Below are 3,641 nucleotides of genomic sequence, written 5' to 3'. Positions count from 1 at the left end.
TTTGCCCAGTTGTTGCTCACAGAATCCTGCCAGCATTTGTACGATGTCAGCATCGCTGTCTTCACCACTAACCAGTTCAAGCAGGCGCATAAAACGCACGGGATTGAAAAAATGGGTAATCGCAAAACGTTTACGGAAATCTACCGGCATATCTTCTACCAGTAGTTTGATAGGTATCGTTGATGTGTTTGAGGTGATAATGGTATCTGCCCGGCATACTTCATTCAGACGCTGATACAGATCCTTTTTAATATCCAGTCGTTCTACTACGGCTTCCGCCACCCAGTCACAATCTGCAAGCTGAGCAAAATCATCTCTTGTGTTTCCCAGATGAATCAGTGATTCAGCCTGTTCGCTCATCAAGCCGGGTTGATCGGGGTTACGTAAGCGCTCAAGTCCGCGTTCAGCCAGAGCATTCGGGTTATCATCGCTGGGTAAATCCAGCAACCAGACCTCTATTCCTGCATTGGCTACCTGACCCGCAATGCCACTACCCATGGTTCCTGCGCCGATGACGACAACTTTATTGATTTTCATATTTACTCTTATTTCTGCTGTTTGGTAATAAAGACACTCATTGCCTGAAGACTTTGTTTAGGGGCTTCTATTGGTAGCATATGGCCATAACCATTAAGGATACAGGTTTCGGCCTGTAAGGCATGGGCCAGGGCCTTGCCTGCTTTAAGAGGGGTCATTCGATCCTGGCCGGCAAGTATCACTAGCGACGGTATTTTTAACTCGCCTGCGATCTCATCCCCACTGAAATAATCAGCGCATGCCTGAAGATCTACAGCCAGTGGATTCTGCGACATGATCTGTCGACCTATGCCGATGGGTTGCATGCCGGGTACCGCTGACATCCCCATCTGAGCCTTTTGACCAAATCCCCATTGCAACATCAGTTCAGCTGCATCCGCTGCAGATTTTTTTGCAGCGTCGATCAATGCCGGGTTTACAGGAATTGCGGATGCAGTGCCTATACCTGTCAACGAAGCAACTTTATCAGGCGATTGATGTGCCAACTCAAGCGCACATAAAAAACCCTGAGAATGCCCGACCACATGGCACTGTGTCACACCGCATTGCGATAGAAAGTCACTTAACCATGCGCCCATAGCTTGAATACTGGTTAAAGGGCTGCCTGCAGATAAACTATGCCCCGGTAGATCAGGGGCTAGTACGGAAAATCCGTTATAGGCAAACCATCGGGTCTGCAGAGCCCAGCTACGATGATCAAGACCGCTGCCATGAATGAATAGAACAACGGGTAGTTCTGGATTGAATTCCTTACCACCCGTAGCTGCGTAGATATCTTCGCCATTTAATGTGATTCTCATAATGCAGCCTCGGCGATACGTTGAGCAGCCTTTAACCCGCGTTGAAAATCTGCCCTGATATCACTGATGTCTTCGATACCAACAGAAACACGGATCATATCCTCACTGATACCGGCAGCAGCCATTGCATCCTGATCCAGCCGTGAATGCGTTGTGCTGCCAGGGTGAAGCACCAGTGTGCGCGAGTCGCCAACATTGGCCAGATTGGATGCCAGTTGCAAGGCATTAATAAAAGCAGCGCCACCGGCACGACCACCTACCACGCCAAAACATAGCATGGACCCAGCCCCTTCAGGGAACAGAAGCCGGGCTATCTCATGACTGGGGTTAGAAGGCATATCCGGATGATTCACCCACAGCACCTGATCCTGTTGCTGTAACCATTCCACCATTTGCAGGGCGTTTGAAACATGCTGTTTCATGCGCATGCTTAAAGTCTCAATGCCCTGTAATATAAGAAAGGCACTGTGGGGGCTGAGTGCTGCGCCGATATCACGCATAGATTCGGCACGAATTTTCATAGCTAATGCCGAAGGCCCAAATTCATCCCAGAACTTAATCCCATGAAAAGGTGCATAGGGTTCAATGAGTTCAGGAAAGCGTCCACTTTTTTCCCAGTCAAAATTCCCACCATCGACGATGGCACCACCGATAGCAACACCGTGTCCACCCATCCATTTGGTGACTGAATGAACAACTATATTGGCACCGAAATCGATTGGGCGACATAGGGCAGGGGTGGCGAAGGTCGCGTCGATCACCACTGGCAATCCCATCTCATTGGCTATTGCGCTGATTTTCGGTAGGTCTGCTACCTCAAGACCGGGGTTGCCAATCGATTCGCAGAAAACCAGTTTGGTATTTTCCTGTATGGCTTCTCTCAAAGCCTGTTCATCATTAATGGGGACAAAGCTGCAACTGATTCCGAATCTTTTCAGGGTATGCCGTAACAGGGTTGCCGTAGAGCCATAAATCTGTGCTGAGGAAACGATATGATCACCAGCGGAACAGAGCGTTACAAAGGTTACGAACAGGGCGCTCATTCCTGATGCGGTACATACTGCCCCACTACCACCCTCTAATGCAGCTATGCGTTGCTCAAGCACTGCTACGGTTGGATTGGTAATCCGGCTGTAAATATGGCCACCCTGCTCAACATTAAACAGAGATGATGCTTCACTTACACTTTCGAAAACATAAGAGGTCGTTTGATAAACCGGAACCGCACGAGAACCGTGGTCACTTTCCGGCACGTAACCGGAGTGCAGGGCAATCGTGTCCGGCTTTAGATAAGAGGATCGACTCATGAATTCTCCTTTTGAACCTTGAAACAATTATCGTCAAATGGCAGAGTGCAGATGCATCCCTGTACACCGGCTACCTGGATTTGGGGATGATTTTCATAATGCTCAATATCGATCATCGCCATCATTAGATGTTTACCGAATTTGGGTGAGAAAACATCTGAAGTAACTTCCCCGATGACATGAGCATCATGATATAAGAGGGTGTCATTGAGCTCTACAGGTTGATCCAGAATGATCCCCATCAACTGTTGCTTTTGTTTACCCTGAGCTTCTCGTAGTGCTGGCAGGCTGAGGGACTCAATATCAGCATCCAGATTAATATAACTATCCAGACCGCAATCAAATGGTGTGTTCTGGCTGGTCATATCGTTGCCATACGAGAGCAGGCCGCTTTCTATACGTTCAATGAGATTAGGACAACCCGCTTTGACGTTTAAATCAGCTCCTTCAGTGAACAATCTATCCCAGAGCGGTTCTGCCAGGCTCGCATCGTTCAGGTAGATTTCAAAGCCGCCCTGTTTGCTCCAGCCTGAGCGTGTGACCAACATAGGCGTACCATTAAAATCGAGTATTTTACCGCGAAAGAAACGAATACTTTCAACTTCATCACCGAACACTCGAGACATTAGAACCTCGGCCTTGGGACCCTGTATTGCTAATGGCCATACATCAGCCTCTGTGACGGTAACATCCAGACCGTAACCCGTAGCCAGACCTCTTGCCCAGAGTTTAATATCGCTGTCAGCAATAGATAACCACCAGTGAGATTCAGAAAATCGTATCGCGATAGGGTCATTCACAATGCCTCCATCGCTATCGCATAGCGGGGCATAAAAACACTGGAGGTCCTGTGCTTTAGTCATATCACGAGGGGTCATCAATTGAACCAGTTTTTGACTATCCGGACCCTTTATCTCGATCTGACGTTCACAGGAAACATCCCAAACCTGTACGTGATGACAAAGGTGCCAGTAGTCTTTCTCCAGTGATTCAAAAA

The 3,641-nt window shown here is 48.2% G+C and carries 4 protein-coding genes; all 4 read right to left on the bottom strand.

Translation table 11 applies throughout. From position 1 onward, the window contains the following. On the bottom strand, positions 1–537 hold a 537-nt coding region (locus tag ACQY6F_RS18450), incomplete at its 3' end, for a 3-hydroxyacyl-CoA dehydrogenase family protein (RefSeq protein ID WP_428776537.1). Positions 538–545: 8 nt separating this feature from the next. Further along, positions 546–1,337: an alpha/beta fold hydrolase gene (locus tag ACQY6F_RS18445; protein WP_428776535.1), complete on the bottom strand. Its 792-nt coding sequence runs from the start codon at positions 1,335–1,337 to the stop codon at positions 546–548. Then, a complete protein-coding gene (locus ACQY6F_RS18440) occupies positions 1,334–2,644 on the bottom strand; it encodes an O-acetylhomoserine aminocarboxypropyltransferase/cysteine synthase family protein (RefSeq protein WP_428776533.1) in 1,311 nt (436 codons plus the stop codon). Before ACQY6F_RS18440 ends, ACQY6F_RS18445 begins: the two co-directional genes overlap by 4 nt. Then, positions 2,641–3,641, bottom strand: a 1,001-nt coding sequence (locus ACQY6F_RS18435) for a dimethylsulfoniopropionate demethylase (protein ID WP_428776532.1), incomplete at its 5' end; no start/stop codon positions are given. The genes ACQY6F_RS18435 and ACQY6F_RS18440, both read right to left, overlap by 4 nt.

Origin of the sequence: Vibrio sp., from assembly GCF_050299255.1 — a bacterium.
Classification (GTDB): domain Bacteria; phylum Pseudomonadota; class Gammaproteobacteria; order Enterobacterales; family Vibrionaceae; genus Vibrio.
This window is presented reverse-complemented; position numbering and strand designations above follow the sequence as displayed.

Bases quoted from the DNA above. Each gene is read 5' to 3' on its own strand.
- ACQY6F_RS18445 (WP_428776535.1), bottom strand. From the start codon at position 1,337: ATGAGAATCACATTAAATGGCGAAGATATCTACGCAGCTACGGGTGGT.
- ACQY6F_RS18440 (WP_428776533.1), bottom strand. From the start codon at position 2,644: ATGAGTCGATCCTCTTATCTAAAGCCGGACACGATTGCCCTGCACTCC.